This is a genomic window from Anoxybacillus sp. PDR2, assembly GCF_009834045.1.
Lineage (GTDB): Bacteria > Bacillota > Bacilli > Bacillales > Anoxybacillaceae > Anoxybacteroides > Anoxybacteroides rupiense.
Map to the genome: position 1 here is coordinate 2895613 of NZ_CP047158.1, position 23758 is coordinate 2919370.

General features: G+C 45.8%; 18 protein-coding genes and 1 other annotated feature. Of the genes, 4 read left to right on the forward strand and 14 right to left on the reverse strand.

Features of this window, described 5'->3' with window-relative positions; all coding sequences use genetic code 11:
* Positions 1-10: 10 nt before the first annotated feature.
* The 4 genes from GRQ40_RS13985 to GRQ40_RS14000 are packed head-to-tail and all read right to left on the reverse strand — an operon-like array spanning position 11 to position 5403.
* On the reverse strand, positions 11-1675 hold the full coding sequence (locus tag GRQ40_RS13985) for a GspE/PulE family protein (RefSeq protein ID WP_159720210.1): 1665 nt from the start codon (positions 1673-1675) through the stop codon (positions 11-13).
* Between the two features lie 11 nt (positions 1676-1686).
* Complete coding sequence (locus GRQ40_RS13990; protein ID WP_159720211.1) at positions 1687-3006, reverse strand: VanW family protein; 1320 nt, start codon at positions 3004-3006, stop codon at positions 1687-1689.
* Positions 3007-3025: 19 nt separating this feature from the next.
* Positions 3026-3793: a PRC-barrel domain-containing protein gene (locus GRQ40_RS13995; protein WP_159720212.1), complete on the reverse strand. Its 768-nt coding sequence runs from the start codon at positions 3791-3793 to the stop codon at positions 3026-3028.
* 17 nt (positions 3794-3810) lie between these two features.
* Complete coding sequence (locus GRQ40_RS14000) at positions 3811-5403, reverse strand: putative sodium/potassium/calcium exchanger (protein ID WP_159720213.1); 1593 nt, start codon at positions 5401-5403, stop codon at positions 3811-3813.
* A gap of 114 nt (positions 5404-5517) precedes the next feature.
* On the opposite strand from GRQ40_RS14000, the gene GRQ40_RS14005 reads away from it, so the two are divergent.
* The 3 genes from GRQ40_RS14005 to GRQ40_RS14015 are packed head-to-tail and all read left to right on the forward strand — an operon-like array spanning position 5518 to position 8332.
* Positions 5518-6126, forward strand: a complete 609-nt coding sequence (locus GRQ40_RS14005) for a type IV pilus modification PilV family protein (protein ID WP_159720214.1) — start codon at positions 5518-5520, stop codon at positions 6124-6126.
* Positions 6110-6685: a PulJ/GspJ family protein gene (locus tag GRQ40_RS14010; RefSeq protein ID WP_159720215.1), complete on the forward strand. Its 576-nt coding sequence runs from the start codon at positions 6110-6112 to the stop codon at positions 6683-6685. Before GRQ40_RS14005 ends, GRQ40_RS14010 begins: the two co-directional genes overlap by 17 nt.
* A 15-nt stretch (positions 6686-6700) precedes the next feature.
* Complete coding sequence (locus tag GRQ40_RS14015; RefSeq protein ID WP_159720216.1) at positions 6701-8332, forward strand: hypothetical protein; 1632 nt, start codon at positions 6701-6703, stop codon at positions 8330-8332.
* A gap of 11 nt (positions 8333-8343) precedes the next feature.
* On the opposite strand, the gene GRQ40_RS14020 is transcribed toward GRQ40_RS14015, so the two are convergent.
* The 4 genes from GRQ40_RS14020 to GRQ40_RS14035 all read right to left on the reverse strand — a co-directional run bounded on the left by GRQ40_RS14020 (position 8344) and on the right by GRQ40_RS14035 (position 16851).
* A complete protein-coding gene (locus GRQ40_RS14020; RefSeq protein ID WP_159720217.1) occupies positions 8344-9192 on the reverse strand; it encodes an ankyrin repeat domain-containing protein in 849 nt (282 codons plus the stop codon).
* A gap of 18 nt (positions 9193-9210) precedes the next feature.
* On the reverse strand, positions 9211-12627 hold the full coding sequence (locus GRQ40_RS14025) for an Ig-like domain-containing protein (protein ID WP_159720218.1): 3417 nt from the start codon (positions 12625-12627) through the stop codon (positions 9211-9213).
* Positions 12628-12690: 63 nt separating this feature from the next.
* A complete protein-coding gene (locus GRQ40_RS14030) occupies positions 12691-13986 on the reverse strand; it encodes a bifunctional folylpolyglutamate synthase/dihydrofolate synthase (RefSeq protein ID WP_159720219.1) in 1296 nt (431 codons plus the stop codon).
* Between the two features lie 222 nt (positions 13987-14208).
* Positions 14209-16851 (reverse strand): valine--tRNA ligase, encoded by a 2643-nt coding sequence (locus GRQ40_RS14035; protein WP_159720220.1) that lies wholly within the window; start codon positions 16849-16851, stop codon positions 14209-14211.
* Positions 16852-16903: 52 nt separating this feature from the next.
* Positions 16904-17142: a binding site (T-box leader), on the reverse strand.
* A 154-nt stretch (positions 17143-17296) separates the two neighbouring features.
* Between GRQ40_RS14035 and GRQ40_RS14040 the strand changes: the two genes are divergently transcribed.
* The gene (locus GRQ40_RS14040; RefSeq protein ID WP_044742934.1) at positions 17297-17485 is read left to right on the forward strand and encodes a hypothetical protein; all 189 of its coding nucleotides are present in this window, start codon (positions 17297-17299) and stop codon (positions 17483-17485) included.
* Here GRQ40_RS14040 and ysxE read toward each other — a convergent pair.
* From ysxE to hemC, 6 genes are all read right to left on the reverse strand, one after another.
* A complete protein-coding gene (gene ysxE / locus GRQ40_RS14045) occupies positions 17432-18487 on the reverse strand; it encodes a spore coat protein YsxE (protein ID WP_183186540.1) in 1056 nt (351 codons plus the stop codon). The genes GRQ40_RS14040 and ysxE overlap by 54 nt on opposite strands.
* 83 nt (positions 18488-18570) lie before the next feature.
* Complete coding sequence (gene spoVID / locus GRQ40_RS14050; protein ID WP_066146242.1) at positions 18571-19614, reverse strand: stage VI sporulation protein D; 1044 nt, start codon at positions 19612-19614, stop codon at positions 18571-18573.
* 132 nt (positions 19615-19746) lie between these two features.
* Positions 19747-21042, reverse strand: a complete 1296-nt coding sequence (hemL, locus tag GRQ40_RS14055; protein ID WP_159720221.1) for a glutamate-1-semialdehyde 2,1-aminomutase — start codon at positions 21040-21042, stop codon at positions 19747-19749.
* Between the two features lie 13 nt (positions 21043-21055).
* Complete coding sequence (hemB, locus tag GRQ40_RS14060) at positions 21056-22033, reverse strand: porphobilinogen synthase (protein ID WP_159720222.1); 978 nt, start codon at positions 22031-22033, stop codon at positions 21056-21058.
* Between the two features lie 18 nt (positions 22034-22051).
* Complete coding sequence (locus tag GRQ40_RS14065; protein WP_080862118.1) at positions 22052-22819, reverse strand: uroporphyrinogen-III synthase; 768 nt, start codon at positions 22817-22819, stop codon at positions 22052-22054.
* Positions 22816-23751 carry a hydroxymethylbilane synthase gene (gene hemC / locus GRQ40_RS14070; protein ID WP_044742940.1) on the reverse strand — a complete coding sequence of 312 codons (936 nt, stop codon included), beginning with the start codon at positions 23749-23751 and terminating at the stop codon, positions 22816-22818. The genes GRQ40_RS14065 and hemC overlap by 4 nt, the downstream gene beginning before the upstream one ends.
* Between the last annotated feature and the right edge of the window lie 7 nt (positions 23752-23758).

Sequence of the window (23758 nt, forward strand, 5' to 3'; positions counted from 1 at the left end):
CTTCTCACCTTTAACTTAAAATCGCCACTTTCAGAACTTCTTCCAGTGTCGTCCATCCCTGCTTCACTTTGAATAAACCGTCGTCAATCAAAAAAATCATCTTATTTTTGACCGCCAGCTCACGCAGCTTGGATAACGGTTCATGATTTAAAATGACCCGCCGCATGTCATCGGTCATGACCAATAATTCATGAATGGCCATTCTTCCTTTATAGCCTGTCATATTGCACGTTGGACAGCCGCGGCCGCGAACTAATTTTTCGATTTTCATGCCGCGCCGCGCAAAAATCTCGACTTCCCGCTTCGTCGGCTCCTGTTCCTCTTGGCAGTCGCGGCAAACGCGGCGGACAAGCCGCTGCGAAACCACGCCCGCAAGCGATGTCGCAACAAGAAATGGTTCAATTCCCATATCGATAAGCCGAGTGATGGTGCTTAGCGCGTCATTTGTATGCAAGGTGCTTAATACGAGATGTCCTGTTAATGAAGCCCGAATTGCCACTTCGGCCGTTTCGCGGTCGCGAATTTCGCCCACCATAATGATGTTTGGGTCTTGGCGCAAAATGGAGCGCAGTCCGTTGGCAAAGGTAAGCCCGACATTCGGGTTCACTTGGATCTGATTGATCCCTTCAAGCTGATATTCAACTGGGTCCTCAATCGTGATAATATTGACCTCCTCATTGTTTAAGCGATTTAACGCCGCATACAAAGTCGAAGATTTTCCTGATCCTGTCGGCCCTGTAATTAACACGATGCCTGTCGGCCGTTCAATCAGTTCAATAAAGCGCTGCAAATTCAGCCGATTAAATCCAAGCTTATGAATATCGTTTAACGCTGCACCTAAATCAAGAACGCGCATGACCATTTTTTCGCCATAGACGGTCGGCAGCGTTGAAACACGCAAATCAACGGGGTGAAAATCTATATTCATTTTAATCCGTCCGTCCTGTGGAACGCGATGCTCGGTTATATCCATATTTGCCAATATTTTTATTCTCGCTGTTAAGACGCTCTGCATATGCTTAGGAAGCGCGCGGTCGGTGCGCAGCACTCCATCAATCCGATAGCGGATTAGCACTTTCGTTTCTTGAGGATCGATATGAATATCGCTCGCCCGCTGCTCAACGGCCAGCTGCAATATTTGATTCACAAGCCGGACAATCGGCGAATCTTCTTCAGCCGCTCGCTCCTCTTCCATTTCATCTTGAGTGGAGGCCAGCTGCAAAAAATCTTCAATCGATTCATCCATATCATAATATTTATTGACAGCTCGCAAAATATCGTCCTTGGAGGCAATGGCGGTTTCAATATGAAATCCTGTTGAGAGCCGCAAATCATCAATCACAAAAAAATCCATCGGATCAGCCATTGCCACAAGCAGACGATCCCCATCAATCTTAAGAGGCATGACCATATGGCGCTTCGCAAACTCCTTCGCCACGAGATTCGTCAGCTTCGGATCAATCGGATAGCGATATAAACTGACATGCGGAATGCCAAGCTGGAATTCCAGCACTTCGATGAGCTGCTGTTCGGTAATATAGCCGCGCTGCAGCAGCGCATCTCCCAGCTTCTGGCCAGGCGCCTTCTCCTTCAACGCTTCCTCCAGCTGCGCTTGGGTAATTAGCCCGGCTTCTACTAATAAATCTCCTAGCCGCTTCCGTTCTTGCTTTTTCATGCTCATCATCCCTACTTTTCATACGGCGTGTTCTCATTTTGCTCATCGGCCGTTTTTGGAGTTTGTTTACTTGGATTTTGGCTGTTTTCCGTTTGCTCTTGTTCCTCTTCGTTTGCTGGCTGCTGTTGCTGTCCGCTTTGTAGAGCGTCATTTGCCCCTTGATCGGCTGCATCTTGCGGTAAATCATCTCCAAGCTCCAACCCGCGGACTTCAATGGCATAAACCGGCGGATAAAAATCTTCGGAAACCTCTTTTGCTTCGATCAACTGATTGTTTTCGTCATATATTTCCTTTTTCACTTTAACAAGCATTCCTTGCTGGCCTTGCTGTTTCATTTGACGTTCATTTGGTTTGAAACGCGAGCTATATTGCACAATGGTTTTCGGTGCAAAATATTCGATGTCCCCCACTTTTATCACATATTTATAAGCAAATGGAAGCCCCATCAGCGTCACGCGAAAGCCGCTGCCCGTTTGCTGAAATTTCAAAGTATATGAATTGATATTCGGATTATAAAAGGAGAAGTCACGGTTCTCTTTATCTACTTTTGCTTCATAGCCAATCGGAATGCCGTTTGGCAAACTGCGGCTCGTATGGCGCTCGACAATGGTAAAGTTCGTCGGCAAAACCGCCTGATAAATAGCGGAAGCAAGAAGACTCATTCCATCTAGAGATAGGCTTCCTTGTAAATAAGCCGTGAGTGAAAAAACACTTTTCCCTTTCACTTCGATGGTTGGATGGTCGGCAATCCATGCGGTTATTTCCGCGCGTTGCTTGCCTAAGTCGCTTATCACCGCTTCGCTCACCTGCATAGTTTCCGCCGTTTTCTGAGAATCTACATAGCGGGCCAGATCGATCGCCGGAGGATTAGCCGGCAGTTGGGAGGCCACAGCAGCGATATCTTTCTCCAATTGTTTGCGATTGAGCGAAGACAATAAGGCCGGGGCTACAAGTTTCTCAATAAAGGGTGAAAGCGACTCGCCGTTCATTTGTACAATAAGTGGTGACGCTTGTCCGTCCACAGCTTGATCGACGCTTTTTTCAACTTGGAATGAAAATAATGACAAAGGAATCGTTTCTGTCTTTTCTTGATACGCGATTTTTATATTGGCAGAATCTCTCCACTGATTCACTTTCTCCGCGATTCGCTGAACCGCCTCTTCTTTGGATAAATTGGCAAGCAGCACTGGTCCAACCATCGTATTCGCAGCAAACGTTTCTTTGACAAAATAGGATGAATAGACAAACGGAGCCGCTTGTGCAAAACTAATGAAATAGACCGTGCAAGCGCCGATGACGAAAAACAGCTTAACCCCAGCTAATGGCCGCACAATCGAAAGCCTCCTTTTCTTATGCATCCACATTCATTGATAAATCGATCATCACACTTGGCCCTTCCGTTTGTGCCTTGACAATATGCTCAGCGGTTAAAATCGTTCCGGCTTTGATTAAAATGTGGCCATTAAGATCCAAAATATCCTTTTTCACACGCTTGCCCTGCAATAGCTCCATTTGTTTTTCCCGCAGCGCTTTTAGCGCATTGTGTTCCTTTATTTCTTCTATTGCGGCTGTTTCCGCCTCGGCTTCGTTTGCCTCATGGATCGGCGCTTCTATTTTTTCAGCCAGCATGCTCGCATCATCAAGCAAAGAACCCGGAGCGGTTTCGCTGACAATTAAAATATCCTTTCCATACGTGAGTACCCATTCAGAAGACAGAATCGCCTGACGCCCCTCTGTTTGCAAGTGGATGCCCATAATTTCTCCCGTTTCGTCATTGATGAAAAATTCCGTTACCTCACCAAGCAATTCTCCTTTTCTGGTCATGGCCTTTGTATTTTTAATTCGGATTTGTTTGTTGACGAGCTGGTTGGCAATCGGGATTTCCGCCAGATCAATCACCGCGCGATCATCCTCTACTGTTACCGCAAATTCGCCGATGCCGACGATTTTTTTAAACGGAATCGCCTTTAAGCCAAACGCCACATCCTCTTGTTCAATCGTTAAAAAGTCGACAGATCCTTTTTCAGGATTGATGATGAGCAATTTGACCGTTCCGATTTGTCCTCCATCTGCAATGCTTATAATCGGCAGTCCTATGATTTGAGCACTAGTTTTCATCTCTTCACCACACCTGTTCATTTATAATCGTTCATTTTCTGAGCAAAAAAGCGAATTTCTTCCAGTAAAATCGGGTAAGAGGAAAATCTCTCCCGCAAATGGTCAAGCCACGAGGCTAGTTTCTCGTATTCTTTTTCTTGCAAATAATGCTCCACGAGCAGACGCGCCAACAAATAATACTCTTGATCCGCGAGCGGCCGCTGCAGGCATTGCAAAATTTGCTGTTCATACTCATCCTTGTTCAACTGATGGCGAATGAGCAGCCATTCGTCCGCCAACGTCTGGATGATGCGGCTGCTTACCTTTCGTGCATCTGATGCCTCTGGGGATGCTGGATCAAGCGGCTCTGTATGCGGATGGGCTTCTCCCCATTCTTCTTGGATCATTGGGAAATCTTCAGCAAATGCTCGCTCTTCTTTGTCTTGTGAAGACCGCTCCGCTTCCTCTTGCAAGCCTTGCTGTTCAGAAGCAGAAGACCAGCCGCCTGCAAAATCTGGACTTTTTTCTCGTAAAAACGACTCATCGTCAAGCGGCTCTTTTTCCGCCGCCACTCTCTCCGTTTCATTGTTCATGATCGCTTCCGGCTGATCTTGGGACATGTGTAGCCACGCATCGCCTGTGCTTGGATGTTTTCCCAGTTGCCCCCCATCCTCGATCATGTCTTCTACTGTTGTGAGATCAGCAACGAGCCATTCATCCTCCCACGTTGTATCCAGCGGGTTTAGCCAATCTGTTGCTCTCTCTTTGTCCGCTTCCTCACCGAAAAATATTTCCTCTTCCAGTTTCCCGCCTTCTCCAAACGCTTGCTCTTCTTCCACCTCATCCAGAAACAGCCCTCCGTCCCGATCATCTAGCTCCACATTCTCCACTGTTTCCTTTGACGGCTGTTCAGCTGCCCCCATCCATTCTTCCATCTCTCCGTCTGTCCAAACAGGCCGAGCGTCCCCTTCTTGCGAGCTTGCCTCTTGATCAGCCAAAGTCCATGAATCTAGCGGCTCTGATTCCATCGGCAGCCGAGTCTCGACTTGGTCATTTCCCAATGGCCACTCTGGTAATTCACTTGCTGTTTCCCTCGATTTCTCTTTTTTATTTGCCTCCCCCTCAAGTCCCTCTTTTGGTTCCTCATCGTCAAACAGCCAATGATCCAGCTCCGCCTCTGTGCTGCTTGCAGTCTCTTTGCCCGTTATCAGCCCCTCTTCTATTTCTCTATCAGCAGGCGGCCAAACGGGAAATTTTTGTTCACGATCTGTTGACATCAAAAGTTCTTTCTCCCCATTCTCTCTCTCATCGACAGCTGGGGCTTTGGCCATCCTTTCTCTTTCCGTCTCGAATGCAAATAACTCATCTTCATCCTCTTCCTTCGCAACGGCGTAAAGAAGGTGGCCAAAGCGCCGATCAAGTAGATAGGTCGCTGCTAAAGCAAGCAGCAACAGCAGCAAGCACAGCTGCCAGAACGGAAACATAGGTGCAGCAGCGGCGGCCAAAAGCGCGAGCGACAAAGAAACGACAAGCGCTGCTGTCTTACCGCTCCTGCTTAAACCAACGGGGAGCATCAATAACAAGGGAACAGCCACGACAAACGCAATCAATATAAAGAAAACCGACTTCAATGTTTCACCCCGTTTCTCGGTACAAGCTACGACAAATTCCCTAAAAATAAAACAATATTTTACTCTAACATATTGTATAATAAAGTTATATATTTTAAAAGAAGGGTGTGCCAAATGGGAAAAAAGAAATTCATTCCACCCTGTCAATCGGAAGGATTCACCTTAATTGAGGTGTTGGCATCCATTGTCATTTTGTCCGCAGCCGCCACAGGTATTTTTTTATTTTTTACCCATGCGATGAAATATACCGCATACAACCAAGATAAAACGGTAGCCATTAACGTCGCCCGCGGCGTGCTAGTATATATGGAGCACCTTGATTTTTCTTCGCTTAAACAATATGTTCAAGAAGAACAAAACAGTACAAATGAACCATATGCGACCATTGATGGATCCAAATGCCAACTATCGCTCTTTGAAGATCAACAAGTTTGCCGCGCGTTGCTGCAGCCGATGATTAATAATGTTCAATATAATGAACAACGCATTCGTGTATTTCTTATGCCTTATAATGACAGCAACCAATGGGAGGCCTTAAAAAAAGCGCCGCCACCTGAGTTCCCCCCCTCATTGCGGCAAAAGCTTCAAGAGGAAACCATTGAAAATGACGATTCCAATCTCCAAAACTATTTATTAAAAATCGTTGTCATTGTCCGCTGGGGAGACAGCTGGGAGCAGTCGGAGTGGCTTGAAGGAGTGGTGGCAAATGAAACCATTCGTTAAAAACAGCAGGGGATTATCGTTAGTCGAAGTGCTAGCTGCAGTGGCGATCTCTTCTTTCATCCTTGCTTCGATTTATGGTGTGCTGCTAAGCGGAATCAACGCCTATAAGCGGATCGGCATCGAAAACGAGCTGCGCAGCGAAGCCGACTATGTCGTGGCCATGATGATGAATCAGCTCTACCAATTTTCTCCTGATGGCATTGATACGATTGAGAGCAGCACCGTAAACGGCCAGCTCGTATTTGTCAATAATAAACAAAAAAATATTAATTCAGAGGTTGGTTGGGTCGAGGATCACACAACAGACCAAGGAGCCTTATTGAATATTGAGTTGAAAAATGAGGCGCTGTTTATAAACGGCACGAAAATCAGCTCCGACCAGCTTCGCATTATTACAAACCAATCCCGCGTTTCATACAGCTGTGTGAAAGAAGAGGGAAGCATTTGCCGAAGCGGTGTTGTCACATTGATGCTTGCCGTTCAGGATCATGACCACGCCGATCCTAGCGATAGGCTTTACATCAAGCCCTTTACCTTGAAAACGGAATTTGGATTTTGATAAGGAAGTGAAACCATGAACGAGAAAGGCTATAGCTTAGTGCTCACGATGCTCGTTGTCACGATTTTTTTTATGCTTGGCTTGACGATTCTATCTGTCAGCTTGTATCAAGCGAACTTTACGAAAATTCGTGTGGAGGATGTCGAATCGCTTCATGAGGCGACCAAATCCATTCAAGAAGCGATCGCCGAAATAAAAGTAAAGGTGGAAAATCTTCAACTGTCTACCCCTGCACAGCTTGACATGGATTTAGGCAATGTCCAAGCTGGATTTATTCACCAGGTAAGTGGACGGTATAAAGTATCCATTCAAGATCTTACAGAAATGAAAGAAATTGATCGCAGCAAGCTATTTACGCGAGTATACGTCATTTCCAAAACAGCAGGGAAGCGGACGGTATCGCGCCAGGTCATTATCACCAATACGCCTAGCTTTTTAAAATATGCGATCGGTTCGCGGCAGGATGTGACATTAAATGGCGGAGCCTATATTGACGGAAACATTTATGCCGGACGTGATTTTTATATGGCGAATGTCGCCAATTATATTTACAACTCGCAAATGTACAGCCAGCTTACTTCGTTTCCAACGACGAGCCCAACAAGCATTTTATTTGCCAACGGAAACCGCTATGTGTGCGAACAGTCAAACAGTGCGCCAGCCTGCTATCAGCCATCCTCAACAGGATTTACGAAAAGCGAGCTTTTTGCGGCTAATCCTTCCCTTCCGTTCCAGTACACAAGCCCATCCGTCCAAACAGAAGATGGGGAGTTTATGGATGTGGACTTCGATTTTACATTAAAAGATAAGCTATTAAGCGCTGCCGGCATTAACGCCTTTGATCCGGATCTAACTGCCCAGGCACAATATCAATCGCTTATCCAGCTTCCGGTTTCACGTCTATTAAGCGAATTAAAAAATCGCTTTACCGTTATTCATGACATCCAACAGCTTCCAGATGCTATCAATAATAGCAATCTATCGATTTTACTCGACGGATATTCTTCTGAATATTTGGATCTTAGTACCCTGGAGTTGAAGGAGAATCAATGGCTGATTATCAATGGGAACGCTTATTTGGAAAACAGCGGAGCCACAGAGCTTACCATAAAAGGAAATCTGATTATTTTAGGAAATTTGGCTGTTCGCGGAGCGGTCGCCTTCGATTCAACGATTTATGTTATGGGAAACACTTCGATTTATAATGCTACCATTTCTGGAATCAATGATAAAGAAGTCGTCTTATTGACCAAAGACGAGTTGGAAATCGCCCGCATTAACGAGTTTCAAAATGAATTTTCATTGACAAAGCCCAATTTAAAAGGGTACTTCTATACGGACTCCAATGCGATTTTATATGCTGTCGGCTCTTATATTCATATTCAAGGCGGGATCTTTGCGCGGGGAACATCCTCTCTCATTCCTAATACCGATGCGAATGGCCTTGTTATTAACGCCTACCGCGGCTCTACGTCAGACACCGGCCGTAATATCGACTTCACCCAACCTTCGCTGCCAGAGAACCTGCAAGCGGAACAAGCAAGATTTGTTATTCATCACGATATGAATGTCTTTATTCATCGCGGCTTAGGGCTGCCGCTTGTGAAAAAACTAGCCGTTATTCCCGATCAGCTTGAAGTTAAATAAAAGGAGCTCGGTTACTGAGCTCCTTTTCGCTTTAATTGCTGAATAATTTTCTCATGATGCCAATAGGTGGCTAACGATAAAGCAGTGTTTCCGGTTTGATCTTTGACGCGCACATCGGCTCCGTGATCTAAAAGCAGGGATACAAGCGGTTCATAACCGTACTCCGCTGCGATCATAAGCGCCGTTTTGCCAATTTTCGTCTTGGCATTGACATCGGCCCGTGCCTTTAGCAAATAGCGAACCGTTTCTAAGTAATTTCCGGCCACCGCTTGAAATAAAGCGGTTTCCCCTTCTTTGTCTGCATGGTTAATGTCCGCCCCGTGCTCATGTAAAAATTGAACGATTTCCGTCTGTCCGCTTTGCGCGGCGACCATTAACGGTGTCGTTCCGCTTTGATTGGCGGCATTGACGTCCGCTCCTTGTTGATAAAGAAGCCGAACCCATTCTAATTCGCCGCTGCCAGCGGCATAATGAAGCGGCGTATTGCCATCGCGATCGCGCTCTTTTGCCGTGCGCTGATTGGCCATCTTCTCGACAAGCTCGCCGTTTTGCTCAGCTCCTTGCGAAGAGGTCGCAACAATCACAAAACTAAGCGGAGGAAGCGGCATGTAAGCCGACTTCGCCCCCGCCTGCAAAAGCTCAAGAGCCACCTGTTTCTTGTTTTGCTGCATCGCGATATCGAGAGGGGACCCGTTTTTTGTCTTAAAATTGACATCCTTTTCCTCGGCAATATATTGCTTGACTGCTTGGATATCGCCCTTTTGAATCGCTTGAATCAATTGCTGCCGCTTTTCTTCCTTCGATGGAAAGCAGCCGCCTAATAACAATGCTATGAGCATGATGATCCATAGTTTTTTCACGCTGCTTCACATCCTTATCTAATACAGCCAGCCATTTTCGCCGCCATTTGAATGATCCGTGTGCTCGACGATGCGAATCGTGGTCGTCGCCGTCCAAACCTTACTGTTTTCATCCGTCACTTGAACGGTAAGCACCGTCTGTCCTAGTCGTTTGCCAGTAACTTCTCCGCTGTCATCGACGACCGCATAATAACTGTCCTCTACATGATATTCATAGCTTGTAATTGAAGTGGTCGCATTGGCTGGTATTTTCGCCAAATAAGCTCGCACGCTGAACGTTTTTCCTTTTTCGACCGTTATCGTTGATGGAAGCGAAATACCGGTCAACGGCACTCCCACATGAATGACGGCTGTTCCTTGAACGCCATTGTGGGCGGTCGCCGTAATCACCGCTGTTCCTGTACCGACACCGACCACTTTTCCGTTTTCATCGACTGTGGCAACGGTCGAATCAGATGAGCTCCATTGAATCTGTTTATTTGTTGCGTTTCCCGGCAAAATCGTCGCCTTCAAAGAAAGCTTGTCATGAAGATTGATGGAGGCCGTCGCTGGAAAAACAGTGACGCTCTCGACCGGAACGGCTCGAACTGTGACATTGATCGTCTTCTCCACCAGCTGATCGTCCGCATCAAAGGCTTTCGCGGTCAATGTGGTCACTCCTTCTGTTTTTCCGGTTATCGTCCCATTGATTTGATCGAGATCGGCATATCGATTATCGCCAATGGAATACGCAACGCTTTCCCTCGCATCCGCTGGTGTAACGGTGATCGGAATTGGTATGGTCTCTCCGACCCTAACCGTAAAATCGCTCATCTCGATCGAATCGACCGGAATGCGGACGATCGCTTTTGTTTTTGCCGTTCGTTCATTGCCAAATGCGTCTTTCACTTTCACCGTTACTTCCGCACTTCCTTTATTGATCGCGGTAAGCACTCCCATTTTGTCCACTGATACGATCGATCCATTGCTAGCTTCGCTCCATTCTATCGATGCGACGGTAGCGTTTTGCGGCGAAATGCTCAAAAGCAGGTTTAAATTTTTCGGTACGCCGCGATTGATAAAGACGGTATCAGGAAGTGAGACACTGGTGATTTCATAATCAGACACAAAGCGCAACGGATTAAAGGACAAATTCGCTGTCTGGCCATTCAAATCTTGATACGATAAAGTAGCTTGCTGCAGCGAAAACTCCCCTTTTTTCGTCGGCGTCAGCTGAATGGCAAAGGTCTGCTGAGGCGCTGTAAAGAGCGAGCCATTCTGCTGATACGAAATGTTCGGCAATTTTCCTGTAATCGTATACCCCTGATCGATGCTTCCTTGTTTAGTAAAGCCGTTTGGAAGCGAGGTCACCTCCACGCCAGCCGGCAGCTTTTCTTGAAACTGAATATTGGTGACAGTTAACGGCGAGTTAGTCGTTAAGGAAAGCTGTTTTGGGTTCAGCGTATACTCCACTGTCACGCTGCGATCAACAGGAGTCAGCGTCGCTGTAATGGAGCGGCTCACCTCAAGATTGGCGGTCACCCTTTGAATGGTTACTTGAAACTCCTTCGTCACTTTGGCTCCTTTTGCGTCTGTTACTTCAATTTTGATAGTCGCTTTCCCACCGTTCGGCATTTGATGAGGAATCGACTGAATGACTGTCGTTCCGTTTGGCACAAGGCTGTTCGAATATACTTCGTTTCCGTTCAGCCATACTTTTGTGGCCAGCGTGCGGTCCGTTAAATCTAAATCTTCCACCTTATAAGACAGCTCAATCTTTTGATTGCTCGGAATTTCCTCCGTCTCCCGCGGGGTAAACACGGTCAGCTGCGGTGCATGATTGGAACCGAAAAAGGCGCGATACATTGTATTGACGAACAGCTTTTGCTCATCGTCTGGGAAGCCAGCCGATGTGCCGACATGCCCCGTTCCCGAATAGGTCACATTTCCTTTCGAATACGTATAGTAATGGTTCCAGCTGTCATACACATCGCGATTGGACCCGACGATGTTATACCAAGGAATGACCGAACTGTCTTCGAGATCGAGCGTATAATATTGATTGTGCGTCGTGGCCACTGTAATGTTGTCAGCAAGCTGAAACGGATAGTCGGTGATTAAGCCGCTGTTCACCCTTTTCGTGCTTGTCGACGTATTCGGCGCTCCGTTTCCTAAATCTGTTTGCGGCTGAATTTGGCCGACAATGGGTCCGAATTCATTCACCCAAACGTTATTTTTTCCAAACATAATATCATGAGTAAACATGACACTTTGTCCTGTCGCAATAAAATTCTTCACAGACTGGACCGCATTCGCGTTTAAGTTGATGGGATTGTTACAGCCGTTATAACAATCGGCAAATCCGAAAATAATCATATCGTACTTGCCATTGATCACTTCATGAGAGTAATTCGGTTCATATTGCCGGCTTTTTTGAAAGTCGCTTAATGTTGTCACATCGATCGAAATTTCATATTCATTCGTCCGCTTTAAATAGGACTGGTTCATGTTTTTGCTGTTTAGAAGCGAGCTGGCATCATTTCCGCTGCGGATTTGCAGCACGTTAATTTTAGGGACGACATCCTGAAATTTGACATATCCTTTTTCATAGTCCTTCAGTGCTGTAGCCTCGTCAACGACTTCCAGCTTCCAGTAGCGCACGCCGGAAAATCCGGCTGGAAACGTGTAAGAAATCGTGCCTGACTGACTCTTGACTTCCTTAGAAGCCACAATTTCTTCATTCGTATATTGATCGTTAAAATCAGAATCAATATACAAATTAACAGTAAGCAGCTTATTTGAAAAGCGTTGGTAATTGACAATCTGGTAAGAAAAGGTGATGCTGTCTCCTTTTTTAAATACTTGCGTGGATGATGGGGCGCTTGTCACCTGGACGCGCGGACGGCCCGCCCGGTTCGCTAAATAATTGGCGAGACCGGTTTGATTTTGGAACACAATCACGTTGCTGGCCGTGTTTGTTCGATACTGCTTAAACTGTTGGTACAATTTACTGTCGGTATATTTGAATACGTCTTGATGCAGAAACACGGGCAACCCTTTATCAATATAAAACTGTTTGATTTGCTGCGCGCGTAAATTGGTTATATCGTTCATCACGTCTCTCGTATCATGGGCACGGGCTCGCTGCGAAGAACTGGAGTCTGGTGATGACTTGACGGAAGCAGGACTATAATCTCCTTTTGAAATCACAATCGCGTCGTATTTACCATCCAGTTCATCGCGCAGCGCCACAAATCGCTTCATCGTCATCGTCGTGATGTTAATATCTTGGCGACTGCCGATTTCCTGCTGTAAAGGCGATGGAGAAGATAATTGACTTACAATCTCCAACACTTCAAACGAATTGGTGCTTGCGGCAGCATGTTTTACAAAGCTTGCCGGAAAAAACGGAAGCAACAGCAACACCGACAAAAGTACCAAAAATGACCTTTTCACAGCAATCCCCCCTCCCAAAGTCCCGTTTTCTTTATTATAACAGCAATCATAGCTATAAATATATTAATTTTTTAAAAACTTTCGTACTTCTGAAATATAATAAAGCGATCCCGTAATTAAAAAAAGATCTTGTTCTGTATATTTTTCTTGTTTTTCAGTCAGCCATTCTTGCCAATTCTCCGTACATGCTTTATTTGGATGTGAGCATAGCTCCTCGAGCTGTTTAGCCGTCGCTGCCCGCGGAAAATCGAACGATGTGAACGTGATCGAAGCAGCCATATTCGCAAGTGTCTGAATCATTTTGTTAAGCGGTTTATCTGTTAAAGCGGCAAACAAGATATGCACAGCTTTATCCGCATAATGTGTTTTTACCGTTTCAATCAAGCTCTGAATCCCTTCCTCATTATGAGCTCCATCAATAATCATGAGCGGTTCATTAGAAATCCTTTCAAAGCGCCCCAACCATTGCGCCTGCTCAATTCCACTGCGAATATGAGATTCTTCAATAATAAAAGAATAATAGGTCCGCAAATAATCAGCGGCCATGACGGCAAGCGCCGCATTTTTCACTTGGTGCGCTCCAAACATCGTCGTTGCTAAAAGAGGATATTGGGCAAACGGCGTTTCGACGGAAAATTGCTCTCCTGTCTCTATTGGCTCAAAGTCTGCTGCGGCAAAATCACGGTCAAGAATATAGGCCTTCGCTTTTGCCTCAGCTGCTCTCTCTTTTATAACCTGAAGCGCCTCTGGTTGCTCAACAGCCGTGATCACGGGAACTCCCGGCTTGATAATGCCCGCTTTTTCAAATGCGATTGCTTCAAGCGTTTCCCCTAATATATGCATATGGTCATACCCGATGTTTGTAATAATCGATAGCAATGGATAAATGATATTCGTGGAATCGAATCGCCCTCCAAGGCCTGTTTCTATCACAACCACATCTTGAATGTTCACTTTGCCAAAGTAATAAAACATCATGGCTGTAATGATTTCAAATTCGGTCGGCTCTCCAAGCTCCGTTTTCCCTAACTCTTCAGCAAGCGGCTCGATGGTTTGCGCAAGCTGAAGCAGCTCCGCATTGGAAATCGGCTGACCGTTCACACTTATCCGTTCGTTGAATTGTTCAACATAAGGAGACGTGAACGTTCCGACTGAATAGCCCGCTTCCTGTAAAATTTGTCGTAAATAGCAAAGCGTCGACCCTTTTCCGTTTGTTCCTGCAATATGAACAGCTTTTACTCGGCGCTCTGGATGGCCAAGCTTGTCCATCATCCATTCCATCCGCTTTAATCCTGGCTTAATTCCCAAGCGTAACCGTTGATGAATCCATTTGAGTGCCTCATCATATGTTTGGATCATGTTCTCTCCTCCTCACGGATTTTTTGCGGCAAGCAAAAGGAAGACGGAATCCTACGCATGGACCCGTCTTCATCATATATGACCGATTCAGCTATTGTCTATCCTCAGATGTGTTGATGATCCAATAAAATCCTATTGACTATTGCTTAATTCCTAGCTTTTCTGCCATATTCGCCAAGCCATTCGCTTGCCGACTGGGCATGCATCATCAACACTTGTGGTCTATCCTTTTAATTCAGCGATGCGCGCCCGCACAGCATCGCGTTTTTCCATGTAGTCTTGTTCTTTTTTGCGTTCTTCCTCAATGACATGCGCCGGCGCTTTGCTGATGAAGCCTTCGTTGCTTAGTTTCTTCTGAACTCGTTCTACCTCTTTATCGAGCTTTTCAAGTTCTTTTTCTAAACGCTTTAATTCTTCTTCAATATTGATAAGGCCCTCAAGCGGCAAGCTGAGCTCTGCGCCGGTAACGACCGCTGTCATCGCTTTTTCAGCTGCAGCTATATCTGTACCAATCACCAGCTCGCTAGGATTGCAGAAGCGTTCAATGTAAGCGCGGTTTCGCTCAAGCGTTGCTTGAATAGCAGCATCCTTTGCTTTAATATGCAGTTTAATGGGCTTGCTTAACGGAGTATTCACTTCCGCGCGAATATTGCGCACGGCACGGATTATATCAACAAGCAGACGCATTTCTTCGGCCGCTTCACGATCTGTCCATTCAGAACGCACCTTTGGCCAAGATGCGACCGTAATGGATTTGCCTTCATGAGGCAAATGCTGCCAAATTTCCTCGGTAATGAACGGCATAAATGGATGCAGCAGGCGCATCGTTTGATCAAGTACATAGGCAAGCACCGAACGAGTAGTTTTTTTGGCCGCTTCATCAGCGCCATATAGGGGCAGTTTCGCCATTTCAATGTACCAGTCGCATAGATCGTCCCAAATAAAGTTATAAAGAACGCGTCCGACTTCGCCGAACTCATATTTTTCTACAAGCTTTGTAACCGTTTCAATCGTTTCATTTAAACGAGTTAAAATCCATTTATCAGCAACGGATTTTTCACCGTCCAAATCAATCTCTTCATACGTTAAACCGCCCATATTCATCAGGGCGAAACGTGAAGCGTTCCATACTTTATTGGCAAAATTCCATGTTGCTTCTACCTTTTCCGTGCTGAAGCGTAGGTCTTGGCCCGGCGAGCTGCCTGTCGCTAAGAAATAACGCAGCGAATCAGCGCCATATTGGTCGATGACGTCCATCGGGTCCACGCCATTGCCGAGCGATTTACTCATTTTTCGTCCTTGAGCATCGCGTACCAAGCCATGGATCAATACATCTTTAAACGGACGAGTGCCGGTAAATTCAAGAGCTTGGAAAATCATGCGCGATACCCAGAAGAAAATGATGTCGTAGCCTGTTACAAGCACATCCGTTGGATAGTAGCGCTGATAATCACTTGACTCTTTATTTGGCCAGCCCATTGTTGAAAATGGCCACAATGCCGAGCTGAACCATGTATCTAATACATCTGGATCTTGTTCCCAGTTTTCAATATCTGCCGGCGGTTCATGATCCACATAGATGTCACCCGTTTCTTTGTGATACCAAGCCGGGATGCGATGTCCCCACCATAATTGCCGTGAAATACACCAATCGCGGATATTTTCCATCCAATGTAAATACGTTTTCTCAAATCGCTCTGGCACAAAGTTGACTTTGTCCTCTCTTTTTTGCCATTCAATCGCGGCTTCAGCAAGCGGCTTCATGTTCACGAACCATTGTGTTGATAAATACGGCTCGACAACAGCTCCGCTGCGCTCGCTATGGCCCACAGAATGCAAATGCTCTTCAATTTTAAATAAGACGCCTTGCTCTTGGAGATCCTTGACAATTTTCTTGCGGCATTCAAAACGGTCCAATCCTTTATACTGCATAGCGTGATCGTTCATTGTTCCGTCTTCGTTCATGACGAGAATGCGCGGCAGATTATGGCGATTGCCGATTTCAAAGTCGTTCGGATCATGTGCAGGAGTAATTTTGACAGCTCCAGAGCCAAATTCCATATCGACGTATTCATCGCCAATAATCGGGATTTCCCGACCGATAATCGGCAGAATCACCGTTTTGCCAATTAAATGTTGATAGCGTTCATCTTCTGGATGCACGGCCACTGCTGTGTCACCAAGCATGGTTTCTGGACGCGTTGTCGCTACCTCAATATATCCTGAGCCGTCGGCGAGCGGATAGCGCATATGATAGAGCGCACCTTGCACGTCTTTGTAAATCACTTCAATATCTGATAAAGCGGTTTTTGTCACTGGATCCCAGTTGATAATATATTCTCCGCGATAAATCAACCCTTTTCGGTAAAGGGACACAAATACTTCACGCACCGCCTTTGATAACCCTTCATCTAAGGTAAAGCGCTCGCGTGTGTAATCAAGCCCAAGGCCTAATTTTGCCCATTGCGCACGAATATGGCTCGCATATTCCTCTTTCCACTTCCATGTTTCCTCCACAAATTTTTCTCTCCCTAAATCGTAACGAGAAAGTCCCTGATTGCGCAGTTTTTCTTCCACCTTTGCCTGCGTCGCAATACCTGCATGGTCCATTCCCGGAAGCCATAACACATCATAGCCTTGCATTCGCTTAATGCGTGTGATAATGTCTTGCAGCGTCGTATCCCACGCATGTCCTAAATGCAGTTTTCCTGTTACGTTCGGCGGCGGAATGACGATGGTAAACGGCTGCTTGTCTTCTCCGCCAGCCGCTTCAAAAAATTTGCCTTCAAGCCACCATTGATAGCGATTCGTTTCAACCGCTTTATGATCGTACTTCGTCGGCATCGTCAACTCTTTTGTATCCATCTGTTTATCCCTCCTAATGATGTTTCTGCAAAATAAAAAACTCCCTTCATCCGAAAAGGACGAAAGGAGATCTCTTTCGCGGTACCACCTTTTTTCCTAAGCAAACCAAAAAACGCTTAGGCACCTCAGGCATTAACGGCTGCAACCGGCTTCTTTTACTAAGCTAAGCGCTGTTCAAAGAAGCAGCTCAAGGGCGACCTTCCAACGATAACGTCCTAGGAAATCTCGCAGCTATTGACTTCCCTCTCTGAAAGGGTTATTCGTTGTACTCTTCCCTGTCTTCGCTTTTCATCTGTTCACTATACATACTACCGAAAAACCAATTTCATCGTCAATCATCTTTTCCATCTTTTTATCGGTTTATTCTTATCTTTAATTTCCAGTGACAAAAAACGTTTGGTTTCATACTGTAATAGTAATGGCTGATAGAAAGGAGGGAGCATCCATGAAAAGGTTTAATCCATATTCTTGGCCGCCATGGCTTCGGCAAATTCGCATCGTTTGTGTGCAAATCATTATTCCGATTACGATTTTTCAGGCGGTTCGAACGATTTTCTTGCCAACGACCTTCGATGTCATCTTATTGGCGATCTTCATCTTGCTGGCGATCGCTTTCCGGCTCGAGTGGATTTAGGGTTTGCTCTTCCCCCTTTTTTTCATTGATCTGGACAAGCCGCATCATGATATATTCTATGTGCTTCATTCTCCAATATTCCCGATGCAGCTGCACAACGCTATCGTATTCGCTCTTTTTCTGCTTTTGTTCTCCATATCGGGAAATCAATCGATAGAAGTGAGACGGAGGAGCGGCGTGGCTCATAAAAAAAGCCCTCTCTTCCTCCTGAATCATCAATTGCCCTTCATATTCGCTGAATCCCTGAATCCAGCTCTCATCCATTGGCGGCGCGATCCGCACGTAGTCTTGTAAAGATAGCCATACATCGGCAAGCGGCGAAGCCCAGCGCGCCCGTTCCCAGCTTAAAAAATACCGTTTTTCCTGATGATGGTTAGGAATATAATGAGATAACGCCGGCTTTCCATGAATGAAAGAAATCCGCCACTTTTTTTGTTCTTTTATTCGTTCATACCAAGTTTCGAGCTGCGTCTCCGCAAACCAGTATGCCTGCATCGTTTCACGAAAATACGTACAAAAGTGCAGCTGAAAGGGGGACATATACCACTCTTTCTCGCATTGCTCCGCATAAGCTTGCAAAAATGAGCGCTGCTTTTCCCATTCCTGCTTCTGTGCCTCGTAATATTTTTTCACTTCTTCTTGATTGATTGGAACCTCTTGCAGCGTCTGGCGATGCAGCCACGCAAGATCGCGAAAAAACGAAAGAAAGCGGTTCTCCTCACGCTTTTCCTCGCCGGATATCCACGGCATTAAATAATAATAGCGGCCGGCTTCTGCGACAAATGGCGCCCCATTTCTCGCGGCGTAAATGGGCACGATATGCGGTCCGTAAAACCGATACGCTTGCTCCACTGCCTGAAGGCTTTTTTGGCTTTTGATTTCCTTGAGCACAAAAATCCCTTCATTTGTATATATTTTTTTCACCTTTCCATCATTCACAATATGGGAAGGCTGCAAATGATATTGTCTTAAAATGACATGGTCATCCAATCGCGTATTCAAAAAAATCCCCCTTTCCTTGCATTCGAAAAGAAATCTCCCACTTTTTCGCTGTGATAAGACGTGAAAGTGGGAGATTTTTAGGCTTACGGGCGGCTATTGGCCGGCACGGGGATATATAATAGCTGTCCTTCACGAAGCTCAGCTTCATAGTCAAGCTGGTTGGCCCTTAATATTTGTTGGATGCTTAAATCGTAACGCTGTGCAATCTTGTCCATCGAATCGCCTTGCTGAACAATGCAAATTTTTAGTCTTGAAAAATCTTCTGCTTGATCCTTTGAAAACAACTGTGTTAAATAGAGAGCATTTTCTTTTCTCTGTTTTTTTGTTTCTTCGCCCTCGACAGCTTGATGGTTTTCCTGATCCTTATGCTTGGATGCTCCAATTGATACTTTTGTTTCATGCTCTGGCGCTTCATTGTTTTCGTTGTTGGCGATCAACGGACCGTGATTTTCAAACTCCGGCTCTGTCTCTTCATTTTCTTCAGCTTGGTCGAAAATAGGATTCCAATGCTCGTTGTCTTGTTCAGCATTTTCATTACTCCATCCATGGTTTTCGAGATTCTCTTCGTTTTCCGCATGGATGCTGGATTCAAAGCGGCCATATTCATCTTCATATTCTTCATCATAAAGTTCCTTGCGCGCCACTGTTTCAAACGGCTCGAACCATGGTTCCCCATCTTCATCCTCGGCCTCATCATCCGTGTCTTCACTGATTCCGCTTATCGAAATATCCGCCATTAACGAGAGACGGCCATCTTGCCCTAAATCATAATCAAATGATTCAATCGTGACATAAACATCTTCCAAATTCACAATCCGGTTCTTCGGAATGGTAATATCGACAGGAAATCGATGAAACAGCTCCGTGATTCCATCTTCACGTGTTTCAATGTGCTGAATAAACCGATGCGTACCAAAGTCGTATAATTCTACATCTTCTCCCTCTTCATCATCTGCCATACGATATTCTCCGCTAAGTTCAAGCGCTCCGCGAATGGTAATATAATGCTCGTATTCATCAACGGAAATGACCGGATCTAAAGACACTGAGAGAAACTCTTGGACTTCCTGTCCCTTTTTAAACCAGATCGCTTCCTCAAGCGAAAAGCGCAAATATGATTGATCCAAACGTACTCCTCCTTCCGTTTCTTTCGTCCAAACTTTTTTATAATGACATTATCAATTTATGAGCGTGAAAAAAAGAATATGAATAAAAAAATGGACTGTGCCTAACGAAAGTACACAGTCCATTTGTCTCCATTATCGTTTTTCCTTCAGCTTAGCAAACGCTTTTTCCGCTGCTTCAATCGTTTTTTCAATATCTTCATCCGTATGCGCAGTCGATAAGAACATGCCCTCAAATTGAGACGGTGGCAGGAATACGCCTTGCTCAGCCATTTCGCGGTAATAAGCGGCAAACATCTCAAGGTCGGAGGTTTTCGCTTTTTCATAATTCACGACTTTTTCATTTGTAAAGAAGAAGCCGATCATGGAACCAGCGCGATTGATCGCATGAGGAATATCATACGCTTCTGCCGCTTTTCGCAATCCTTCCTCTAAACGATCCGCTTTTTTCTTAAATTGTTCATATGTTTCTGGAGTGAGCTGAATTAATGTTTCATATCCAGCTGTCATCGCAAGCGGATTGCCCGATAACGTACCAGCCTGATAGATCGGACCGCTCGGAGCAATACGTTCCATGATCTCCGCTTTGCCGCCATATGCGCCAACCGGAAGACCGCCGCCGATGACTTTACCAAGACAGGTTAAATCCGGAATAATGCCAAAATAGCCTTGGGCACAGTGATAGTCAACACGAAAACCTGTCATTACCTCATCAAAAATAAGCAATGCCCCGTATTCATTCGTAATGTCCCGCAATCCTTGTAAAAACCCAGGCAGCGGCGGAACGACTCCCATATTTCCGGCAACCGGTTCAACAATGATCGCAGCAATGTCTTCACCAAATTGTTCGAAAGCATATTGGACACTTTCTAAATCATTATAAGGCACCGTGATGGTATTTTGCGCGACGGATTTCGGCACGCCCGGGCTGTCAGGTAAACCAAGTGTCGCTACTCCTGATCCGGCTTTGATTAATAACGAGTCGCCATGCCCATGATAACAGCCTTCAAATTTAAGAATTTTGTTTCGTCCTGTGTAACCACGAGCTAGACGCAACGCGCTCATCGTCGCTTCTGTTCCGGAATTGACCATGCGCACAATGTCTATCGATGGCACACGCTCGATCACAAGCTTTGCTAGCTCGTTTTCCATTAATGTTGGCGCGCCAAAACTTGTACCGTTTTCCGCTACTTTTTTCAGCGCTTCGACCACCCGTTCATTTGCATGTCCGAGAATAAGCGGTCCCCATGACAAAACATAGTCAATATATTCGTTTTCGTCGATATCATAAATCTTGGAGCCTTTTCCGTGCGCCATGAAAATTGGGTCCATGTTTACGGATCGAAAGGCGCGAACGGGGCTGTTCACCCCTCCGGGCAGCAGCTGCACCGCTTCTTGATAGGCTCGTTTTGAACGTTCGTAGCTTCTCATCTTCCCTCGCCCCCTATTCTTTGAGCCAGCGGGCTACATCTTTTGCGAAGTAAGTTAAAATTAAGTCAGCGCCGGCCCGCTTCATGCCAAGCAGCATTTCCAGCACAATTTGTTTTTCGTTCACCCAACCGTTTTGCGCCGCAGCTTTGATCATCGCGTACTCCCCGCTCACATTGTATGCCACAATCGGAAGGTGAAAACGGTTTTTCATATCGCGGATAATATCTAAATAGGCAAGAGCCGGTTTTACCATAATAAAATCGGCGCCTTCAGCCACATCGGACTCAGCTTCGCGAAACGCTTCAAGTCTGTTGGCTGGATCCATTTGATAGGTCTTGCGGTCTCCAAATTGCGGTGTGCTATTAGCGGCATCACGAAACGGTCCATAAAAAGCAGAGGCATATTTCACAGCATAAGACATAATCGGCACGTGAGCAAAGCCCGCTTCATCCAGCCCACGGCGAATGGCCGCCACAAAGCCGTCCATCATATTGGATGGCGCGATAATATCTGCCCCGGCACTTGCTTGGCTCACCGCTGTTTTTACAAGCAGTTCAAGCGATGGGTCGTTCAATACTTCCTCCTGTTCGACAACGCCGCAATGTCCGTGGCTTGTATATTCGCACAAACATGTGTCGGCAATTACCACAAGATCAGGAAAGGATTGTTTTACTTGGTGAATGGCCTTCTGCACAATGCCATGCTCACAATATGCTTGAGATCCTACTTCATCTTTTTCGTTCGGAATGCCGAAGATAATGACAGATTTAATTCCGAGCTCTACCGCTTCCGCAATTTCGTCGTTTAAGCGATCCAATGAAAATTGGTACACTCCAGGCATTGATGGAACTTCTTGTTTTACATTTTCTCCTTCGATCGCAAAAACCGGATAAATGAAATCTTCTACATGAAGATGTGTTTCCCGCACCATCGCCCGTAAATTCTCCGTTTGCCGCAAACGGCGGTGGCGGTGAAATTGTAATGCGTCCATCGTTTTCCCTCCAATAAATCAACGGTTTATAAAAAATTTTTCCATCGCTTCTATCATATCATCAATTGTATATTGATCAGGACAAATATGTACCGTCAAACCGAATTGTTCGGCCGTATGCTTAGTAATCGGCCCGATGCAGGCAATAACGCAAGATTCGATTAATTCCTGCCAGTTCTCCCCTTCAACCATTTGCATGAAGCTTTGGACCGTTGACGAGCTTGTAAAGGTCATAATATCTATCGCTCGCTTGCTCAATAAATGAAACAGTTCTTCCTTGCCGCTTTCATTAAGGTGTGTTTCATAAACAACGAGATCGGTAACCTCCGCTCCAAGCTCGGCCAGCTCTTCCTTCAGATTCTGTCGCGCCAGGTTTCCTCTGACAAGCAAGATTCGGTCGCCGGGCTCAATCGCTGCTTTCATCGCCTCTGCCAGTCCCTCGGCAACAAACCGATCTGGTATGATATCGGGATGAATGCCCCTTTTTTCTAAAGCGTGAGCCGTTTTTGTGCCAACGACCGCTACATGAGGAAGCGTCGTCTTATCGGTTATAAATGAAAAGAAAAAGCGGACACCGTTTGCGCTTGTAAACACAAGCCAACGATAGCTTGATAAACGGCTAAGACATTTCTCTACATGCTCCCGTTCCGTTACAGCTGAAATAGAAATTAACGGAATTTCTATCGGACAAGCTCCCGCTTTTCTCAGCTTGGCTGAAAATTCATTTGCCTGCTCCTTCCCTCTTGTGACAAGGATGCTTTTCCCTTGCAAAGGAAGTGTTTTCATGATTGATCTAACTCCTCTTTCAGCCGATCAATCAATGCTTTGGCTCCAAATTCCGCAAGCACCTCGGCTGTTTTTCTTCCTACTTCCTCCGGGTCGGTTCCGACAGCCATATCTTTATAGACTTCTTTTCCATCAGGAGAAGCAACAAGACCTGTAAACACGACTTCATCTCGCTTGTTCACATAACCGTATCCGGCAATCGGAACTTGGCAACCTCCTTCCATTTCCCGCAAAAAGGCGCGTTCTGCAAGAACAGCGCGTTCCGTTTCACGATCATTTAATTTTTGCAGCCATTCTAGCAGCTCTTCATCGTCTTCACGGCATTCAATCCCTAGCGCTCCTTGGCCGACAGCCGGAAGGCAAATATCCGTCGATAAATATTCCGTCACAACCTCCTCAGCCCATCCCATCCGCAAAAGGCCTGCCGCAGCCAAAATGATGGCATCATATTCATCTGTTTGTAATTTGGCTAGCCTTGTATCAATATTGCCGCGAATCCATTTTATTTGAATGTCAGGGCGCCTTGCCAACAGTTGAGCAGAACGGCGCAGACTGCTCGTTCCAACCACCGCTCCGCTTGGAAGCTCTGCAAATGAAAGCCGCTGTTTGCTAATCATGACATCGCGAGGATTTTCCCGCTTCGGAACGCAGCCAATGGTTAGTCCATGCGGCAAGATAGCCGGCATATCTTTCATGCTATGAACGGCCATATCAATCTCCTTATTCAGCATGGCTTGTTCAATTTCTTTCACAAATAGTCCTTTTCCACCAACCTTGGACAACGTCACATGTAAAATTTGATCGCCCTTTGTTACCATTTCCCTAACTTCAAATTCGAACGGCGCACCAAGCTCCTTCAGCTGTGAAATGACCCAGTTTGTTTGCGTTAAAGCAAGCTTGCTGCGGCGCGAACCGACAATAATTTTCCGCATATGTTCT

What these genes read in the sequence shown, in the direction of transcription:
- GRQ40_RS14015 (WP_159720216.1), top strand. Translation starts at nt 6,701, where the DNA reads ATGAACGAGAAAGGCTATAGCTTAGTGCTCACGATGCTCGTTGTCACG.
- GRQ40_RS13995 (WP_159720212.1), bottom strand. Translation starts at nt 3,793, where the DNA reads ATGAAAACTAGTGCTCAAATCATAGGACTGCCGATTATAAGCATTGCA.
- GRQ40_RS14005 (WP_159720214.1), top strand. Translation starts at nt 5,518, where the DNA reads ATGGGAAAAAAGAAATTCATTCCACCCTGTCAATCGGAAGGATTCACC.
- GRQ40_RS14065 (WP_080862118.1), bottom strand. Translation starts at nt 22,819, where the DNA reads ATGAAAACACTTCCTTTGCAAGGGAAAAGCATCCTTGTCACAAGAGGG.
- hemL (WP_159720221.1), bottom strand. Translation starts at nt 21,042, where the DNA reads ATGAGAAGCTACGAACGTTCAAAACGAGCCTATCAAGAAGCGGTGCAG.
- GRQ40_RS14040 (WP_044742934.1), top strand. Translation starts at nt 17,297, where the DNA reads ATGAAAAGGTTTAATCCATATTCTTGGCCGCCATGGCTTCGGCAAATT.
- GRQ40_RS14010 (WP_159720215.1), top strand. Translation starts at nt 6,110, where the DNA reads ATGAAACCATTCGTTAAAAACAGCAGGGGATTATCGTTAGTCGAAGTG.
- hemC (WP_044742940.1), bottom strand. Translation starts at nt 23,751, where the DNA reads ATGCGGAAAATTATTGTCGGTTCGCGCCGCAGCAAGCTTGCTTTAACG.
- GRQ40_RS14030 (WP_159720219.1), bottom strand. Translation starts at nt 13,986, where the DNA reads ATGATCCAAACATATGATGAGGCACTCAAATGGATTCATCAACGGTTA.
- GRQ40_RS13985 (WP_159720210.1), bottom strand. Translation starts at nt 1,675, where the DNA reads ATGAAAAAGCAAGAACGGAAGCGGCTAGGAGATTTATTAGTAGAAGCC.
- hemB (WP_159720222.1), bottom strand. Translation starts at nt 22,033, where the DNA reads ATGGACGCATTACAATTTCACCGCCACCGCCGTTTGCGGCAAACGGAG.
- GRQ40_RS14035 (WP_159720220.1), bottom strand. Translation starts at nt 16,851, where the DNA reads ATGGATACAAAAGAGTTGACGATGCCGACGAAGTACGATCATAAAGCG.